This window comes from Burkholderia sp. D-99, from assembly GCF_011605345.1.
GTDB lineage: Bacteria > Pseudomonadota > Gammaproteobacteria > Burkholderiales > Burkholderiaceae > Burkholderia.
Window position 1 is genome coordinate 305,746 of the sequence record NZ_JAAOXM010000007.1, and the last position, 15,672, is coordinate 321,417.

Annotated in this window: 16 protein-coding genes; 4 read left to right on the top strand and 12 right to left on the bottom strand. The window is 64.7% G+C overall.

Features of this window, described 5'->3' with window-relative positions; translation table 11 throughout:
- Positions 1–6: 6 nt before the first annotated feature.
- The 8 genes from HAV18_RS25190 to HAV18_RS25225 all read right to left on the bottom strand — a co-directional run bounded on the left by HAV18_RS25190 (position 7) and on the right by HAV18_RS25225 (position 7,206).
- The gene (locus HAV18_RS25190) at positions 7–678 is read right to left on the bottom strand and encodes a DUF2278 family protein (protein ID WP_166961277.1); all 672 of its coding nucleotides are present in this window, start codon (positions 676–678) and stop codon (positions 7–9) included.
- Positions 679–951: 273 nt separating this feature from the next.
- Complete coding sequence (locus tag HAV18_RS25195; RefSeq protein ID WP_166961280.1) at positions 952–1,668, bottom strand: ABC transporter ATP-binding protein; 717 nt, start codon at positions 1,666–1,668, stop codon at positions 952–954.
- On the bottom strand, positions 1,668–2,444 hold the full coding sequence (locus HAV18_RS25200; RefSeq protein WP_011352945.1) for an ABC transporter ATP-binding protein: 777 nt from the start codon (positions 2,442–2,444) through the stop codon (positions 1,668–1,670). Before HAV18_RS25200 ends, HAV18_RS25195 begins: the two co-directional genes overlap by 1 nt.
- A gap of 24 nt (positions 2,445–2,468) precedes the next feature.
- Complete coding sequence (locus HAV18_RS25205; RefSeq protein WP_166961283.1) at positions 2,469–3,638, bottom strand: ABC transporter permease subunit; 1,170 nt, start codon at positions 3,636–3,638, stop codon at positions 2,469–2,471.
- An 18-nt stretch (positions 3,639–3,656) separates the two neighbouring features.
- Positions 3,657–4,607: a branched-chain amino acid ABC transporter permease gene (locus tag HAV18_RS25210; RefSeq protein WP_006488946.1), complete on the bottom strand. Its 951-nt coding sequence runs from the start codon at positions 4,605–4,607 to the stop codon at positions 3,657–3,659.
- 213 nt (positions 4,608–4,820) lie between these two features.
- Positions 4,821–5,498, bottom strand: a complete 678-nt coding sequence (locus HAV18_RS25215) for an amino acid-binding protein (protein ID WP_166961286.1) — start codon at positions 5,496–5,498, stop codon at positions 4,821–4,823.
- Between the two features lie 269 nt (positions 5,499–5,767).
- Complete coding sequence (gene ispH, locus HAV18_RS25220) at positions 5,768–6,748, bottom strand: 4-hydroxy-3-methylbut-2-enyl diphosphate reductase (protein ID WP_011352949.1); 981 nt, start codon at positions 6,746–6,748, stop codon at positions 5,768–5,770.
- A 2-nt stretch (positions 6,749–6,750) separates the two neighbouring features.
- Positions 6,751–7,206: a peptidylprolyl isomerase gene (locus tag HAV18_RS25225; RefSeq protein WP_046544593.1), complete on the bottom strand. Its 456-nt coding sequence runs from the start codon at positions 7,204–7,206 to the stop codon at positions 6,751–6,753.
- 135 nt (positions 7,207–7,341) lie between these two features.
- Here HAV18_RS25225 and radC point away from each other — a divergent pair, with 135 nt between their 5' ends.
- The 4 genes from radC (at position 7,342) to nadB (ending at position 10,518) form a co-directional block, all read left to right on the top strand.
- Entirely contained in the window at positions 7,342–8,115 is a 774-nt protein-coding gene (gene radC, locus HAV18_RS25230) for a DNA repair protein RadC (protein ID WP_166961289.1), read from the top strand.
- 237 nt (positions 8,116–8,352) lie between these two features.
- Positions 8,353–8,586: a 50S ribosomal protein L28 gene (gene rpmB / locus HAV18_RS25235; RefSeq protein ID WP_004186391.1), complete on the top strand. Its 234-nt coding sequence runs from the start codon at positions 8,353–8,355 to the stop codon at positions 8,584–8,586.
- A 17-nt stretch (positions 8,587–8,603) separates the two neighbouring features.
- A complete protein-coding gene (rpmG, locus tag HAV18_RS25240; RefSeq protein ID WP_006478046.1) occupies positions 8,604–8,771 on the top strand; it encodes a 50S ribosomal protein L33 in 168 nt (55 codons plus the stop codon).
- Positions 8,772–8,931: 160 nt separating this feature from the next.
- Complete coding sequence (gene nadB, locus HAV18_RS25245) at positions 8,932–10,518, top strand: L-aspartate oxidase (RefSeq protein ID WP_046544591.1); 1,587 nt, start codon at positions 8,932–8,934, stop codon at positions 10,516–10,518.
- Positions 10,519–10,609: 91 nt separating this feature from the next.
- On the opposite strand, the gene nadC is transcribed toward nadB, so the two are convergent.
- From nadC to HAV18_RS25265, 4 genes are all read right to left on the bottom strand, one after another.
- Positions 10,610–11,494, bottom strand: a complete 885-nt coding sequence (gene nadC / locus HAV18_RS25250; protein WP_166961292.1) for a carboxylating nicotinate-nucleotide diphosphorylase — start codon at positions 11,492–11,494, stop codon at positions 10,610–10,612.
- Complete coding sequence (gene nadA, locus HAV18_RS25255; RefSeq protein WP_166961295.1) at positions 11,491–12,627, bottom strand: quinolinate synthase NadA; 1,137 nt, start codon at positions 12,625–12,627, stop codon at positions 11,491–11,493. The genes nadC and nadA overlap by 4 nt, the downstream gene beginning before the upstream one ends.
- A gap of 256 nt (positions 12,628–12,883) precedes the next feature.
- A complete protein-coding gene (locus HAV18_RS25260; RefSeq protein WP_166961298.1) occupies positions 12,884–14,080 on the bottom strand; it encodes an acyl-CoA desaturase in 1,197 nt (398 codons plus the stop codon).
- Positions 14,081–14,301: 221 nt separating this feature from the next.
- Positions 14,302–15,666: a mechanosensitive ion channel family protein gene (locus HAV18_RS25265; protein ID WP_166961301.1), complete on the bottom strand. Its 1,365-nt coding sequence runs from the start codon at positions 15,664–15,666 to the stop codon at positions 14,302–14,304.
- Positions 15,667–15,672 lie beyond the last annotated feature (6 nt).

The window sequence follows — 15,672 nt, forward strand, 5'->3', positions numbered from 1 at the left end:
GCGATCTCAGCGTGTGATCGGCCCCGCGCCCGGCAGCGGATTGCCGAGCGCGTCGGTCGGCACGGCCTGCTGCTCGAACGCGGCGAAATACGCGGCCCACTGCGTGTCGCTCACGCGCACGATCAGCGCGCCGTCCTGCCAGATGTCGTTGTGGTCGTTGTGGTCGTCGCCCGCGCGGTGCAGGTAGTTCGAGCCGGTCGAACCCTGGTTCATGTGCGTGTCGTGGATGCCGTTGCCTTCGGCATACGAGCGGCCGAACACGACGACGTCGAGCCCCTGCGACTGCGCGGCGCTCACAAGCCGCAGCAGCGACGGGATCGGCTCCGGATTCTCGGTGCCGTCCATCACGGCGCTCGCGCGCCACGCCCCCGTTTCGTTCAGGATGTCGCTGCGCATGTAGTCGAGCGCGGGCAATGCCGCCTGCCCCGTCAGGTCCGTATAGCCTTCGGCCGCGGCCGCGAGCGTCTGCGTGATCGGGTGGTGGAAATCGTAGACGAGCTTGTAGTTCAGCAAGTCGTCCGCGTCGCTGGTGCCGACGTTGATCGCGACATCCCAGTTGCCGCCCGGCAACGCCAGCGTCAGGTGGATGTGATATTGAATCTCGCTGCCGTGCGGCGAGCCCTTCAGCTGCGCCACCGATGTCACCTTCGCCTTCACGAAACCGTAGTCCAGACTCATGCGTGCTCTCCATGTCCCGATGGGCCGCCGATGCTACACGGCCCGTGTGTCGGTTTGCAGGCGACCGGCTTCGGGCGGCCGCCCCCATCGCTCCCGCGCCGCGTACGCGGCGCAACAGTCGAATGGAGTCGCACCCGCACGCACAAGTTCGACCCGAATCGCAGGACACGAAAAAAAGGCTGTCACGGCATCCCGTGACAGCCTTTCGAAAGCCCGTGTGCGGCACGCCCGGCATCTGCCGTCGCGCGCCACCGGGCCCGCTCATTCACTCACTCATTCACCCAGATATGCGGCACGCACCTTCGGATCGTCGAGCATCTGCTTCGCATCGCCTTCCATCGTGACCGTGCCCGAATCCATCACGTAGCCGCGGTCGGCCGCCTGCAGCGCGAGGCGCGCGTTCTGCTCGACGAGCAGCACCGTGATGCCCTCCTTCGAGATTTCGCGCACCACTTCGAAGATCTTCTCGACCATGATCGGCGACAGCCCCATCGACGGTTCGTCGAGCAACAGCAGCTTCGGCTTCGACAGGATCGCGCGCGACATCGCCAGCATCTGCTGCTCGCCGCCCGACAGCGTGCCCGCGAGCTGCGTCGCCCGTTCCTTCAGGCGCGGGAAGAAGCCGAACATCCGCTCGACGTCCTTCTTGATCTGCTCGTTGTCGTTGCGCAGGTACGCGCCCATCTGCATGTTCTCGATGATCGACATCCGCGCGAAGATCCCGCGGCCTTCCGGCACCATCGCGAGGCCGCGCTTGAGCAGCTCGTGCGACGGCACGCCCTTGATCGACTTGCCGTCGTACTCGATGTCGCCTGCCGAATACGCCTTCAGACCCGTGATCGCCTTCATCGTCGTGGTCTTGCCTGCGCCGTTCGCGCCGATCAGCGTCACGAGCTCGCCCTGACGGACTTCCATGTCAACGCCCTTGACGGCCTGGATGCCGCCGTAGTTGACCTGCAAGCCCTTGATTTTCAACATTGCCGCTGCCATCAGTGCACCCCTGCGCCGAGATATGCCTCAATCACCTTCGGATTCTTCTGCACGTCCTGCGGCAGACCCTCGGCGATCACCTTGCCGTAATCGAGCACCGTCATCCGGTTGCACAGCCCCATCACGAGCTTCACGTCGTGCTCGATCAGGAGAATCGTGCGGCCGTCCGAGCGGATCTTGTCGAGCAGGCGCGTGAGTTCGACCTTCTCGGTCGCGTTCATCCCGGCCGCCGGCTCGTCGAGCGCGAGCAGCTTCGGGTCGGTCGCCAGGGCCCGCGCGATCTCGAGACGGCGCTGGTGGCCGTACGACAGGTTGCGCGACGTATAGTCCGCGTATTGCAGCACGCCGACGTACTCGAGCAGCTCGATCGCACGTTCCTTGATCTCGCGCTCTTCCTGGCGTTCGGCCGGCGTCTGGAACACCGCGCCGAGCAACCCGTGCTTGGTGCGCACGTGGCGGCCCACCATCACGTTCTCGAGGGCCGTCATCCCGCCGAACAGGCGGATGTTCTGGAACGTACGCGCGATGCCCGTCTTCGCGACCTGATGCACCGCCGTCGGCTTGTATTCCGTGCCGTCGAGCTTGAACTCGCCGGAGTCCGGCGTATAAAGGCCCGTGATCACGTTGAAGAACGTCGTCTTGCCGGCGCCGTTCGGGCCGATCAGCCCGTAGATCTCGCCTTCCTTGATCTCGAGGCCGACGTCGGACAGCGCCTGCAACCCGCCGAAGCGCTTGTTCACGCCCTTGACGGACAGTCGGATTTGCTTGTCGCTCATGTGTATATCCCCTGTGTCCGTAGGTTAAGCGCGCACCGGCTTCTTGCTGGCGCGCTTCGCCAGTTTCGCGATCTTGTCCTCATGCTTCGGCGCGGGCCACAGGCCTTCCGAGCGATACAGCATGATGACCACCATCGCGAGGCCGTACAGCGCCTGACGGATCACTTCCGTATCGACGATGTCGTGACCGAACAGCGCATGCTGCAGCGGGCTCATCGTCGAGCGCAGGAATTCCGGGAAGATCGCGAGCAGCACCGCGCCCAGGATCACGCCCGGGATATGGCCCATGCCGCCCAGCACCACGCACGCCAGCACCACGATCGATTCCCAGAACGTGAACGATTCCGGCGACACGAAGCCCTGGAACGAACCGAACATCGCGCCCGACAGGCCGCCGAACGATGCGCCCATCGCAAACGCGAGCAGCTTCACGTTACGGGTGTTGATACCCATCGCCTTCGCGGCGATTTCGTCCTCGCGGATGGCTGCCCATGCACGGCCGATACGCGAGTGCTGCAGACGCGTACACACCCAGATCACCAGCAGCGAGCACAGCACGAACAGGTAGTAATACATGTAGACCGACGGCAGCTGCAGGCCGAACAGCGAGTGCGTCTGCGACAGGTTGAAGCCGCCGATGTGCACCGGATCGATGCCCGTGATCCCCTTCGGGCCGTTGGTGATGTTCACCGGACGGTCGAGGTTGTTCATGAAGATCCGGACGATTTCACCGAAGCCGAGCGTCACGATCGCCAGGTAGTCGCCGCGCAGGCGCAGCGTCGGCGCACCGAGCAGGATCCCGAAGGTCGCCGCCAGCGCCATCGCGATCGGCACGATGATCAGGAACGGCACGTGCAGCCCGTTCGGCGCGATCGCCGCGATCCACTCGAACTGCGAACTCAGGTGCGGCGAGCTCAGCAATGCCGCCGTGTACGCGCCCACCGCGTAGAACGCGATGTAGCCCAGGTCGAGCAGGCCCGCGAAGCCGACCACCACGTTCAGGCCCAGCGCGAGCATCACGTACAGCATCGCGAAGTCGAGCACACGGACCCAGTAATTGCCGCCGGCCGAGCCGATGATGATCGGCGCGGCAATCACGAAGGCAGCGGTCAGGATGCCGATGATGATCGTCTTGGCGGTGTTGCGCTCTTCGACGAGCGACGTCGAGGATTCGATCGGTTGAATGGATGTCATGTTGTTTGCTCCCTTCCGTTACGCGCGATCCGCGACACGTTCGCCCAAGAGGCCGGACGGACGGAATACCAGCACGATGATCAGCACGATGAAGGCGAACACGTCCTGGTAGTTACTGCCGAATACGCCACCCGTAAGGTTGCCGATGTAGCCGGCCCCGAGCTGCTCGATCAGGCCGAGCAGCACGCCGCCGACCATCGCACCGCCGAGGTTGCCGATCCCGCCCAGCACCGCGGCCGTGAATGCCTTCATGCCGGGGATAAAGCCCATGTAGAAGTGCACGTTGCCGTATTCGGACGCAATCATCACGCCGGCCAGCGCGGCGAGCGCGGAGCCGATCATGAACGTCGCGGAGATCACGAAGTTCGGGTTCACGCCCATCAGGCTCGCGGTGTTCGGGCTTTCGGCGATCGCGCGCATCGCGCGGCCGAGCTTGGTCTTGTGCACGAGCAGCAGCAGGCCGCCCATCACGATGAACGCCACCGCGATGATCACGATTTCAGTGACCGAGATCACGGCGCCGGGCGTCGTGTCGGTCGCCTTGATCACGTTGATCGGATCGGTCGGCAGCAATTGCGGGAACGGCAGCGGGTTGCGCGACCAGATGATCATCGCGGCGGTTTGCAGCAGGATCGACACGCCGATCGCGGTGATCAGCGGGGCGAGGCGCGGTGCGCGACGCAGCGGCCGGTATGCGACCCGTTCGATCGTGAAGCCGACGAACGCACAGACGACTGCGGCGATGCCCAGGCCGATCGTCAGCGTCGCAACGTTGCCGAGTCCGGGGAAATGGTTCTGCAGCACGGTGATGGCCGACAGGGCGACCATCGCGCCGATCATCAGCACGTCGCCATGCGCGAAGTTGATGATGCCGAGAATGCCGTACACCATCGTGTAGCCCAACGCGATGATGGCGTAGACACTGCCGAGCACCAGCCCGTTGAGAACCTGCTGGACGAAAATATCCATTTAAAGCTCCTTGGCCCGTGCTGCCGGAGGACGGTGCGCCCCGCGGGTAAGCGAGGAATCGCGCCTTCTCGGCGACACTGCGGGTACTAGTCGATACCGGTAAGGGTGGATCGTCCCGGCGCGCGCCGCCCGGCCTGTACGGCCGGACCTGCCGCCGGAGCGGATACAAAAACGGCACCGCACTGTTCTCCGGTGCCGTCATGAGTCCCGTCGCTAAATCGTCACGACGTCGAGGACGGTGTTCGTGGCCTCCTTGAAGTCGTAGGGCAGCATGCCGAGACGGCCATCGTCCGGTTGCCCGGCATCCGTGCCTTTTCCCGCCCGGTACGAGGCAAGCCCCGCGCCCGGACAGATCGGATTCCGTGTCGCGCTGCCTCGCAAGGCACCGCGAGCGCCGCGCCCGACATTCGTCAGGACTGCGTCGGAATCCATCGTACGAACCAGACCGCGCGCCGCGACACCATTGCTCGCGGCAACGCGCTGTTTCGTCGAATCGAAATGAAAGGGGGCCGGCGACATCGGCACGCTGCCCGCATCGCCGGGCACCATGGCCGGCCTGCGTCGATCGGCGCGCACGGTCGCTGTCACGCCACGACCGGCGGCCTGCTGTGTTGCAACCTGCGTGCCCGCTGCCCGGCCGTTCGCCAGGCCAAGCGCGTTGATTTCCTCGATCGCCAAACGTGCCCCGTTTTCCTTGTCCTTGCCCAATCGCGCGATGCGGCACGCGAAGGATGCCGCACGACCGGCTCCGGCGACGCGCACGCCGCTGGCCGGCGGTGCCACGAACACCGCAGCCTCCCTCCCCGCCCCGTCGTCGCTCTTTTTGCTGCAGCCGGCAAGCATTGCAACCGGTGCGGCGACGGACATGGCGTAAGCCAACTTCACATGCATTGAGTGGTCTCCCGCGCCTTGCCAAAACCCGATCTCAAAGCCATTCCGGCCTGAAAACGGGCGCATTGTAACTCCATTTATAGGACGCCAATAATCCTGATTCGATGGGGTTTTCCTGCATTGCAACCAATTTTGAGAGACGCTCGGGGACGCGCAGAGCAACCCGGTTGCACCATGAACGCGAATAATGGTTGCGATTACAATTCCGACAGGCAAAAAAAAGCGCGCCGGGAGGCGCGCTTCGGTGTTCCGCGAGTGCGATGCGTCAATCAGGCGGCGGGCGGCAGGTTCAACCCGCGCGGCAGCGGAAACGACACGTTTTCCTCGATGCCGTCGAGCGCGCGGACGTTGCGCACGCCGAGCTCGCGCAGGCGCGCGATCACGGCCTGGGCGAGCACTTCGGGCGCCGACGCGCCGGCCGTCACGCCGATGCGGCGCTTGCCTGCGACCCATGCCGGATCGATCTGGTCGGGTGCATCGACCATGTACGCGTCCACACCGCGCTTCTCGGCCACTTCACGCAGGCGGCTCGAATTCGAGCTGTTCGGGCTGCCGACGACGATCACGACATCGCACTGCGGCGCCATGAACTTCACTGCGTCCTGGCGGTTCTGCGTCGCGTAGCAGATGTCCTGCTTCTTCGGCTCGCGAATCTTCGGATACTTGGCCTTCAACGCCCCGATGATCTCGGCTGCGTCGTCGACGGACAGCGTCGTCTGCGTGACGAGCGCGATGCGTTCCGGATCGGCAAGCTCGAGCTTCTGCACGTCCTCGACGCTCTCGACGAGATGCATGCCGCGCTCGACCTGACCCATCGTACCTTCGACTTCCGGGTGACCCTTGTGCCCGATCATGACGATGTCGACGCCGTCCTGGCGCATCTTCGCCACTTCGACGTGCACCTTCGTGACGAGCGGGCAGGTTGCGTCGTAAATGCGCAGACCGCGCACGTCGGCCTCGTCGCGCACGGCCTTCGACACGCCGTGTGCGCTGAAGATCACGGTATTGCCGGCCGGCACTTCCTCGAGTTCCTCGACGAAGATCGCGCCTTTCTTCTTCAGATCCTCGACCACGTACTTGTTGTGGACGATCTCGTGACGAACGTAGATCGGCGCACCATGCATCGCGATTGCGCGCTCGACGATCTCGATCGCGCGATCGACGCCCGCGCAGAAACCGCGCGGCTGGGCCAGCAGGATTTCGGCGTCGGCTGCGACGGTCTGCCCGGACAGCGTATCGGTGGTGCTCATGATTACAGGATTCCGATGATTTTCACTTCGAACGTGAGCGCCTGGCCCGCGAGCGGATGATTGAAGTCGAACAGCGCCGAGGTCTCGCTGACTTCCTTCAGCACCCCCGCGTATCGACCGCCGTCCGGCGCGTTGAACTCGATCAGTTCGCCCGGCGTGAAATCGTCGCCGACCATCCCGTTCTCGCGCAGCGTCGACAGCGTGACGCGCTGGAGCATGTCGGGATTGCGGGGACCGAACCCCTGCTCGGGCGCTAGCTGAAAAGTCGAGTGGTCGCCGACCCTGAGCCCGATCAGAATCTGTTCCAGCGACGGCGCCAGTTGCCCCGCGCCCAGCAGCAGCGTGGCCGGCTTGTCGGTGAAGGTGTTGACGATGTCGGCGCCGTCGGCCAGTGCCAGCCGGTAATGCAACGTGACGTGGGAACCGGGCTTCACTTCGGATAGATCGATGAGGCTCATGAATTACTCGTTCAGTCGGCGCCCGATACGGCCGAAAGGCCCGGCGCAAAGCCAATATTGTAAGTCACCTGAGCGCGCAAGGCGGAAAGTGCGACGACGTCGCGCACACCGCCCGCCGCCAATGGAGTTCCAAGCATGCTGTCACCCTGCCTCGCCCCGCCGCCCGTCGAGTGCCGCGACACCGCCGATCTGCCGGCCGATCCGCCCGGCCGCGGCCTCCCGATCCACCGGCGCAAGCGCCGCCCGGGCGACTGGCGGCCCGAGCGGCCGCGCGAGCGATTGCTTGAGCGCGGGCCGGCTGCACTGACCGACGACGAACTGATCGCCCTGCTGCTCGGCACGGGCAAGCCCGGGCACGACGTATTCGTCACCGCCCGCGCACTGGTCGGGCAGTTCAGGACGTTGCGCGGGCTGCTCGAGGCAAGCACCGACGATTTCGAGGCGCATCCCGGCATCGGCCCCGCGCGTTCCGCGCGGCTGGTCGCGGTCACCGAGATCGCACGGCGCGTGCTGAAGGAGAAAGCGCACGAGAAGAAGCATATCGATTCGCCCGGCGCGGTCGAGGACTATCTGCGGATGAAGATCGGCGCGCGTCCGTACGAAGTGTTCGCCGCGGTCTACCTCGACGCGCGCCACGGCCTGATCGAAACGGAGGAAATCACGCGCGGCTCGCTGACGCGCATGGCCGTCTACCCGCGCGAGATCGTGCGCCGCGCGATGGTGCACAACGCCGCTGCGCTGATCGTCGCGCACAACCATCCGTCGGGTGCGGTGCAGCCGAGCGCGGAAGATCGCCGCCTGACCCGCGTGCTGCACGACGCACTCGCGCTCGTCGACGTGCAGCTGCTCGATCACGTCGTCATCGGCACCAGTGATACTTTTTCGTTCGCACGGGCCGGATGGCTGTAGACTGTGCGGTTGCGGCCCGCCTGAGGGCGCCGCAACGGTGAAGCGAAATTAGGTTTGATTTTTCTGAACTTTTTCTGCTAGAATCGCCGTCTGTCTTTTTTCCAACCAGTTCTAGCCATCGAAGGGCCTTGTCTGTAAGGGCTTCGGCGTTCTGAGTGCAGCCATGGATCACGTGGCGGTACGATGGAACCTTCATCGGCGATCGAACCCCGAATTTAGCGTATTAGGAGTGCTCTCATGGCACGCGTATGCCAAGTAACTGGGAAAGCGCCGATGAGCGGCAACAACGTTTCCCACGCCAACAACAAGACCAAGCGTCGCTTCCTGCCGAACCTGCAAAACCGCCGGTTCTGGGTTGAGAGCGAAAACCGCTGGGTGCGCCTGCGCGTCTCGAACGCCGGCCTGCGCCTGATCGACAAGAACGGCATCGATTCCGTGCTCGCTGACCTGCGCGCACGCGGCGAAGCCTAAGCCCAAGGAGCACAATCATGGCAAAAGGCGCCCGCGACAAGATCAAGCTTGAGTCGACCGCTGGTACGGGTCACTTCTACACGACCACGAAGAACAAGCGCAACATGCCGGAAAAGATGGCGATCAAGAAGTTCGATCCCGTCGTCCGCAAGCATGTGGAATACAAAGAAACCAAGATCAAGTAATCTCCGGTTTCTGCCAGCCTGACGGCGACCAAAAAGCCCCGCACATGCGGGGCTTTTTGTTTTGCGCGCACGCTCCGGCGCGACGCGGTATGCTCTCCCCTTTCCGCGGCCACGGCCGCCGGAACGCACAAGATCAAAAGCGTAACGATGGAGATGCAGCATGAAATTCGACGTGGCGATCGTCGGCAGCGGCCTGGCAGGGCTGTCAGTCGCACTCAACCTGGCCAGCACGCGACGTGTCGCGCTGATCGCGAAACGGTCGATGATGGAGGGCGCGAGCGATAACGCGCAGGGCGGCATCGCGGCTGTCCTCGATTCGGCGGACAGCATCGAGAACCACGTCGACGACACGCTGGTCGCCGGTGGCGGGCTGTGCGACGAAGGCGCGACGCGCTACATCGTCGAGCACGGCCGCGAAGCGATCGAATGGCTGATCTCGCAGGGCGTGCCGTTCACGAAGGACGACGCCGCCGAGCTCGGCTTCCACCTCACGCGCGAAGGCGGCCATAGCCACCGCCGGATCATCCACGCGGCCGACGCGACCGGCCATGCGGTTCTCGCGACGCTGTCGGCACGTGCGCGCCAGCATCCGAACATCACGTTCTTCGAAAACCACCACGCAATCGACCTGATCACGTCGGACCGGCTCGGCCTGCCCGGCCGCCGCTGTCACGGCCTGTACGCGCTCGACGTCGACAACGACCGGACGATCACGATCGAGGCACCACATACGGTGCTCGCAACCGGTGGCGCCGGCAAGGTCTACCTGTACACGACGAACCCCGACACCGCGACCGGTGACGGCATCGCGATGGCGTGGCGCGCGGGCTGCCGCGTGTCGAACATGGAATTCATCCAGTTCCACCCGACCTGCCTGTTCCATCCCTATGCGAAGTCGTTCCTGATTTCGGAGGCCGTGCGCGGCGAAGGCGGCCTACTGAAGCTGCCCGACGGTACGCGCTTCATGCCCGCACATGATCCGCGCGCCGAACTCGCACCGCGCGACATCGTCGCACGCGCGATCGACTTCGAGATCAAGAAGCGCGGGATCGACTGCGTGTATCTCGACATCAGCCACCAGCCGGAAGCGTTCCTGCGCGAGCACTTCCCGACGATCCACGCGCGCTGCCTCGAATTCGGCATCGACATCGCGAAAGAGCCGATTCCCGTCGTGCCGGCCGCGCACTACACGTGCGGCGGCGTCGTCACCGACCTCGCCGGGCGCACCGATCTCGCGGGCCTGTATGCGGTCGGCGAAACGTCGTACACGGGGCTCCACGGCGCGAACCGGCTCGCGAGCAACTCGCTGCTCGAATGTCTCGTGATCGGCCGCGCGGCGGCCGAGGCGATCGAGGCGGCCGGCTTCGATGCCGAAACGCCGGCCACGCTGCCCGCGTGGGACGAAAGCCGCGTGTCGGATGCGGACGAGGAAGTCGTCGTTGCGCACAACTGGGACGAGCTGCGCCGCCTGATGTGGAACTACGTCGGCATCGTGCGCACCGACAAGCGCCTCGAACGCGCGAAGCACCGGCTGTCGCTGCTGCGCGACGAGATCCAGGAGTACTACGCGAACTTCCGCGTGACGCGCGACTTGCTCGAACTGCGCAACCTCGTCGACGTGGCGACACTGATCGTGAAAAGCGCACACTCACGCCGCGAAAGTCGCGGGCTGCACTACAGCCGCGACTGGCCGAATTCGCTGCCGAAAGCGCTGCCGAGCGTACTCACACCGCGCGCGCGTCGTTGAGAGGAACGCCCTTCCCGGCTGCGGTCGCACAGGAAAAAAGCCGTTGGCGTTTGCGCGCCAACGGCTTTTTTGTCTGGTCGACGGCGTTCGGTCAGTCGACGATCCGCATCGAATAGTCCGTCGCGCGCACGTCCTTCGTCAGCGCGCCGATCGAGATACGGTCGACACCCGTTTCCGCGAACGCTCGCACCGTATCGAAATTGACGCCGCCCGACACTTCGAGCATGGCCTTGCCGTCCGCGACTCGCACCGCTTCACGCATCATGTCGAGCGTGAAGTTGTCGAGCAGCACCGACTGCGCGCGATGCGCGAGTGCGGTATCGAGTTGCGCGAGCGTCTCGACCTCGACCTGCACGGGCACGCCCGACTCCAGCGCGAATGCCGCGTCGAGCGCCTCGCCTACACCGCCTGCCGCTGCGATGTGGTTCTCCTTGATCAGGATGCCGTCATACAGCGCGAGACGCTGGTTCTCGCCACCGCCGACGCGCACCGCGTACTTCTGCGCGAGCCGCAGGCCCGGCAGCGTCTTGCGCGTGTCGAGGATCTTCGTGCGCGTGCCTTCGACGCGATCGACGTAACGGCGCGTCGCGGTCGCGACACCCGACAGCAATTGCAGGAAGTTCAGCCCGTTGCGCTCGGCCGTCAGCAGCGCGCGCGCCGGCCCTTCGAGCTCGCAGACGGTCGAATCCGGCGTCATCCGGTCGCCTTCGCGATAGCGCCATTGCACGACGATCGCCGGATCGATCCGGGCGATCACGGCCTCGAACCACGGCACACCGCACAACACGGCTTCCTCGCGAACGATGATGCGCGCGCGGCGACGCCCGCCGGCCGGTACGAGCCGCCCGGTCTGGTCGCCCGTGCCGACGTCTTCCGCGATTGCATCGGCCACGTTGCGCGCGATTGCGTCGTCGAATGCCGCGCCGTATTGCTCGCGGACGATGCCGAACAGCGGGGATACGGCTGCGTTCGTCATGCAGCCCCCACGTTCGCAAACAGTTGCTGGTCGCGCTGCAGATCGCCGCTCGCCTGCACGCGCTTCTTGTGCGCCGCTGCGAAAGCGAGCATCCGGTCGATCGGCAGGCGTGCGCGCTCACCGATCGCGGGCTCGACGAAGATCTCGTTGTGACCGCGTTCGAGCACGTCGGCGAGGTTCGCGAGGCCGTTCATCGCCATCCACGGGCAGTGCGCGCAGCTCTTGCAGGTTGCGCTGTTGCCGGCCGTCGGTGCGGCGATGAAGGTCTTGCCGGGCGCCGCAAGCTGCATCTTGTGCAGGATGCCGAGATCGGTCGCGACGATGAAGCGCGTCGCGTCGAACTTGACGGCGGCGTCGATCAGCTGCGTGGTCGAGCCGACCACATCGGCCTGCGCGACGACGTTTTCCGGCGATTCGGGGTGGACGAGCACTTTCGCGTCCGGATACTCGGCGCGCAGCAGGTCGAGCTCGATGCCCTTGAATTCGTCGTGGACGAGGCACGAGCCTTGCCACAGCAGCATGTCCGCACCGGTTTTCTTCTGGATGTAGCTGCCGAGATGGCGATCCGGCGCCCAGATGATCTTCTCGCCGCGCGCGTGCAGGTCGGCCACGATTTCGAGGCCGATCGACGACGTGACCATCCAGTCCGCGCGCGCCTTCACGGCGGCGCTGGTATTCGCGTAGACGACGACGGTGCGATCGGGATGCGCATCGCAGAACGCCGAGAATTCGTCGACCGGGCAGCCGAGGTCGAGCGAGCAGGTCGCATCGAGGTCGGGCATCAGGATCCGCTTGTTCGGACTCAGGATCTTCGCGGTTTCGCCCATGAAGCGCACGCCGGCGACGACCAGCGTCTGCGCGTCGTGATCGCGGCCGAAGCGGGCCATTTCGAGCGAATCGGCGACACAGCCGCCCGTTTCGTCGGCCAGCTCCTGCAATTCGGCGTCGACGTAGTAGTGCGCGACCAGCACGGCCTTTTCACGCACGAGCAGCGCCTTGATGCGCGCTTTCAGTGCAGCGCGTTCTTCGGCGGACGGGGCGTCGGGCACCTTGGCCCATGCCTGCCCCACGCCGCACACGGTCCCTGCTGCGATGGGCCGATCGTATTCGACGGGTTTGATCGTCGATTGCATCTCCATATCTCCTGTCGATCCAAGTTAGCGCTTTAGCACTTGCTCCGATCCCATGCTTCGCGGTCGGCCAGCGTCGGCGCTTTCGCGCTCCGTCCGGCCTCATCCCCTGCGCTCGCCCCAGGGCACCCATTCACCGCTGCCCCAAGCCTCATACAAAATCCGGCCCGACCGGTCACCCTTCGAAAACCGGCGGCCCAAATAAAAAACCCCGCCAACGCGGGGTTTTTGACGTCCTTAGATTCTAATCGATTTCGAATCAGGCGTAGCGGCGCAGGCGCGTCGCGAATTCCTGCAGCGCCTTGATGCCGCTTTGTTCTGCGCGATGGCACCAATCCTGCAATTGCGCGAGAAGCTGTTCGCGCGATGCGGTCGAACGATCCCAGATCGCGGCGAGATCCTGGCGGAGCTGGAAGTACGTTTGCAGCTTCTGGCTGTTCGCAAAGATTTCCGGCAGCAGCTTCTTCTGCGGCTCGTCGAGGCCGTCCGCATCCTTGTGGAACCACTTGCGCGCGCCACGCATCAGCTGGTACTTCTCGCTCGAGCCGAGTTCCTTCAGGTGTGCGAGTTCCTGGGCATACGCACGCTTCACGGCCTTGCCGTAGCGTGCCATCACTTCATAGCGGTTCGACAGCACGGCCTGCAGCGTTTCCTGGTCGAGTACCGTCTTCGGCTTGTTCAGGCGCGGGGTCGGCGCGACCTTCTTCACCTTCGCAAGACCGAATGCCGACATGATGCGGATGTACATCCAGCCGATGTCGAACTCGTACCACTTGTTCGACAGCTTCGCCGACGTCGCGAACGTATGGTGGTTGTTATGCAGCTCTTCGCCGCCGATCACGATGCCCCACGGGAACAGGTTCGTGCTCGCGTCGGCCGAGTTGAAGTTGCGATAGCCCCAGAAGTGACCGAAGCCGTTGACGACGCCAGCCGCCCAGAACGGAATCCAGACCATCTGCACGGCCCACACGGTCAGGCCGAGCACGCCGAACAGCGCGACGTCGATCACCATCATGATGCTGATGCCGAGAATCGGGTACTTCGAATAGACATTGCGCTCGACCCAGTCGTTCGGCGTGCCGTGGCCGAATTTGCGCATCGTCTCTTCGTTCTTCGCTTCCGCGCGATACAGTTCCGCGCCCTCGAGGAACACCTTCCAGATGCCGCGCGTCTGCGGGCTGTGCGGATCTTCCTCGGTCTCGCACTTCGCATGGTGCTTGCGGTGAATCGCGGCCCACTGACCCGTCAGCATGCCGGTCGTCATCCACAGCCACAGGCGGAAGAAGTGGCTCGCGATCGGATGCAGCTCGAGCGCGCGATGCGCCTGGCAGCGGTGCAGGTAGACCGTCACGCCGATAATCGTGACGTGCGTGACGGCGAGCGCGAACAGCGCGACCTGCCACCACGAAAAATGCAGGAGCCCGTGGGAAAGAAAATCGAGCAGGGAATTCAACAAGGCAGTTACCTGTGAAGAGAGCGACGCCGGCCCGCGCCAAGCGTCAGAAAAATGAAAGCATACCGCGTGTAGACCAGAATTTTACTTCAACCGTTCCAAGTCTTTGTAAAAAATGAACATTTTCTTGCCCTGACGCAACAAGCGCAGTCCATGGGCGGACTTGGAATGGCCCGCGATCCGGTTCCGACCGCGGGGTCGATACGTTTGACGACCGGCGAGCGCTACGCAGCCGGTGCGCGCCCGTCCACCGCGCCGTTGCCGGCCGCCGCGCCCGCGGCGGGAAAACCGTCGGGCAACCCGACGACGCGCACTTCGCGCTGCGGGAACGGAATCGAAATCCCCTGCTCGCTGAACAGCCGCCAGATATTGCGGTTGACGGTCGAACGCACGCCCGACGTGCCTTTCGCCGAATCCTCGATCCAGAAACCGAGCTCCAGGTCGATTCCGTCCGCACCGAAACTCACCAGATAGGGGGTCGGAGCAGGCTCCGCCAGCACGCGCGGCACGCCCTTGGCCGCATCGGCGAGCAGCGCGAGCGCGTGCTCGACATCGCTCGTGTACGCGACCTGCACCGCGACCTTCGCATAGCCGCGCGTCAGGTACGACGACTGATTCTGCACGACGTCGGTGATCAGCTTCTCGTTCGGGATCAGCGTCTCGTTGCCGTCTAGGCCGCGCACGACCGTGTAGCGCGTACGAATCTGCGTGACGATGCCCTGCAGCCCGCCGACACTGATCGCGTCGCCGAGCCGCAGCGAGCGGTCGAGCAGGATGATGAAACCCGACACGTAGTTGCTCGCGATCTTCTGCAGCCCGAAACCGAGGCCGACACCCACCGCACCGCCGAACACGCCGAGCACCGTCACGTCGATGCCGACCAGCGACAGCCCGATCAGGATCGCCGCGAACACGAGCAGCGCGCGGCCGACCCGCGACAGCACGACCTTCAGGTTCGCGTCGAGCGTGCTCGCGCGCGTGAGGCGATCCTCGAGCACCGAGCCCAGCCACATCGCGACCATCAGCGTCACGCACACCCACAGCGCGCCGGAGATCACCGACAGCAGCGTGAGGTGCGCATTGGCGACACGGAACTGCACGCTGTCGAGCCAGCCGAGCACATCGCGCTGAATGCCGAGCACGGTCAGCACCATCGCGGCCCACACGACGGTCGACACGATCTTCTCGACGATCGACAGCCACGCATGCGTGTGGCCGTCGCGCGCGAACACGCGCCGCGCGAAGAAGAACAGCACGTAGATCAGCCCGATGCCGAACAGCGGCACGAGCGCGAGCGACAGCAGCGACGTCGACATGAACGGGTCGAACGCGAGCTGCGCGCCGCCCACGAACACGGCACCGAACAGCGGGAACAACGCACGCTTCAGGCTTTGCGCGCCCGCGCCGGGCGCGCGTCCGGCCGCCCGGCGGCGCGCATCGATCCGGCCGTGCACGAAGCGCGCGGCCACCCACGCGAAGCACAGCGCGCCAATGAGGATCGCCGCCTGCCAGATCATCACCGGCTGGTGGAAATCACGAATGACCGATGCCAGCCGGTGCGACAGCAGGCGGCTCTGCAGATTTTCCATCGTCCG

Bases quoted from the DNA above. Each gene is read 5' to 3' on its own strand.
- rpmB (WP_004186391.1), top strand. From the start codon at position 8,353: ATGGCACGCGTATGCCAAGTAACTGGGAAAGCGCCGATGAGCGGCAAC.
- HAV18_RS25210 (WP_006488946.1), bottom strand. From the start codon at position 4,607: ATGGATATTTTCGTCCAGCAGGTTCTCAACGGGCTGGTGCTCGGCAGT.
- HAV18_RS25225 (WP_046544593.1), bottom strand. From the start codon at position 7,206: ATGAGCCTCATCGATCTATCCGAAGTGAAGCCCGGTTCCCACGTCACG.
- radC (WP_166961289.1), top strand. From the start codon at position 7,342: ATGCTGTCACCCTGCCTCGCCCCGCCGCCCGTCGAGTGCCGCGACACC.
- ispH (WP_011352949.1), bottom strand. From the start codon at position 6,748: ATGAGCACCACCGATACGCTGTCCGGGCAGACCGTCGCAGCCGACGCC.
- HAV18_RS25215 (WP_166961286.1), bottom strand. From the start codon at position 5,498: ATGCATGTGAAGTTGGCTTACGCCATGTCCGTCGCCGCACCGGTTGCA.
- rpmG (WP_006478046.1), top strand. From the start codon at position 8,604: ATGGCAAAAGGCGCCCGCGACAAGATCAAGCTTGAGTCGACCGCTGGT.
- nadC (WP_166961292.1), bottom strand. From the start codon at position 11,494: ATGACGAACGCAGCCGTATCCCCGCTGTTCGGCATCGTCCGCGAGCAA.
- HAV18_RS25205 (WP_166961283.1), bottom strand. From the start codon at position 3,638: ATGACATCCATTCAACCGATCGAATCCTCGACGTCGCTCGTCGAAGAG.
- HAV18_RS25190 (WP_166961277.1), bottom strand. From the start codon at position 678: ATGAGTCTGGACTACGGTTTCGTGAAGGCGAAGGTGACATCGGTGGCG.
- HAV18_RS25195 (WP_166961280.1), bottom strand. From the start codon at position 1,668: ATGGCAGCGGCAATGTTGAAAATCAAGGGCTTGCAGGTCAACTACGGC.
- HAV18_RS25200 (WP_011352945.1), bottom strand. From the start codon at position 2,444: ATGAGCGACAAGCAAATCCGACTGTCCGTCAAGGGCGTGAACAAGCGC.
- nadB (WP_046544591.1), top strand. From the start codon at position 8,932: ATGAAATTCGACGTGGCGATCGTCGGCAGCGGCCTGGCAGGGCTGTCA.
- HAV18_RS25265 (WP_166961301.1), bottom strand. From the start codon at position 15,666: ATGGAAAATCTGCAGAGCCGCCTGCTGTCGCACCGGCTGGCATCGGTC.
- nadA (WP_166961295.1), bottom strand. From the start codon at position 12,627: ATGCAATCGACGATCAAACCCGTCGAATACGATCGGCCCATCGCAGCA.